General features: G+C 61.1%; 2 protein-coding genes. Both read right to left on the bottom strand.

Translation table 11 applies throughout. The features are described 5' to 3' along the window. On the bottom strand, positions 1-699 hold the full coding sequence (locus E4631_RS25645; protein WP_133657722.1) for a transposase: 699 nt from the start codon (positions 697-699) through the stop codon (positions 1-3). A 5-nt stretch (positions 700-704) separates the two neighbouring features. Continuing rightward, positions 705-1,146, bottom strand: a 442-nt coding sequence (locus E4631_RS25640; RefSeq protein WP_205704326.1) for a helix-turn-helix domain-containing protein, incomplete at its 5' end; no start/stop codon positions are given.

The following is a 1,146-nucleotide window of genomic DNA, read 5'->3' as shown; positions in this document are numbered from 1 at the left end:
CTAGTGGTCTGACAGTTTAATTTCGTTAGTTACTTTGGTCAGTTCAGCGTATCTGTTTTTCAACTTATCGCGGGCCTTTTCGGTGGTGAAAGACCAATTGACTTTGGTGGCGGCGGCGTTGCGCTTGGCTTGCCAGGCCAAGGCCTCTTGTTCGAGCCGTTGCTGGGTGCCGATGCGCTGGTCCAGGCACTGGCGGGAAAGGGCAGCAAATTCGATTTCAGCCATGTTGAGCCAGGAGCCGTGCTTGGGCGTGTAGTGAAAGTCGAGGGTGTGGCGCAGGTGGCGGGCCGTTTCGAGGGGCAGGTGTTCGTAAAAGGCCCCGTAGGCGTGGGTACAGTAGTTGTCTTGCACGAGCTGAATTTTCGCCGCCTCGGGGTAGTGGGTGTGCACGAGCCAGTTCATAAAACGGGCGTAATCGCCCTTGTTTTTGGTCGTCGTTACCTGCAAGTGGCGCTGGCCCGTGTCGAGGTTGTAGGCCAGCAGCACGTTGCAAATGCCCTTTCGCACGTACTCCTGGTGTTCTTTTTGGGTCGCGTTGGGCTTGGGCGGTAGCGGCGTGAGCACGTGGTCGAGCAGTTGGCAGGGCCGCTCGTCAAAACACAGGCGCACCACCCCTGCGGCGGCCGGGGCGCTGTAGACGTCGAGCACGTCCTCCAGGTTGGCCAGGTACTCGCCCGTGATGGTGCCGATGCACCACATTTCTTTTAGCCAGGGCTTGAGCTGGCTTTTTTTAACACCTGGCGAATCGTTTCCTTGGAAATGGCCGGTCCGTAGTCGAGGGAAACGAGTGTTTCGTTGAGTAGGGAGAGCGTCCAACGGGCCGCGCCGGTCGGCAAGTCGCTGCACGCCAGACTGGTGATACAGGCTTCCAGGGCGGGCGTCACCTTCGGCGGTTGCCCGCTGCGCGGGCGCTCTTCCAGCGCCTGGGCGAGCCCCCCGGCCAGGTAGCGGCCCTTGAGGCGGTAGTACTGGGTGGTAGAAATGCCCACTTCGGCCTGCACGGCGGCCGCTCCTTTGCCGCTGTTCATGGCCAGCAGGGCCCGGGCGCGCGCGATTTTGCGGCTCTTGTGGGTGCCTTTTTTGACAATCGCCTCTAATTTGGCGGCATCGGCAGGCGGTAGCATGACGGGTTTGGCGAGGCGGGGC

It is taken from the genome of Hymenobacter sp. UV11, assembly GCF_004684095.1.
In the GTDB taxonomy this organism is placed as follows: domain Bacteria; phylum Bacteroidota; class Bacteroidia; order Cytophagales; family Hymenobacteraceae; genus Hymenobacter.
This window is presented reverse-complemented; position numbering and strand designations above follow the sequence as displayed.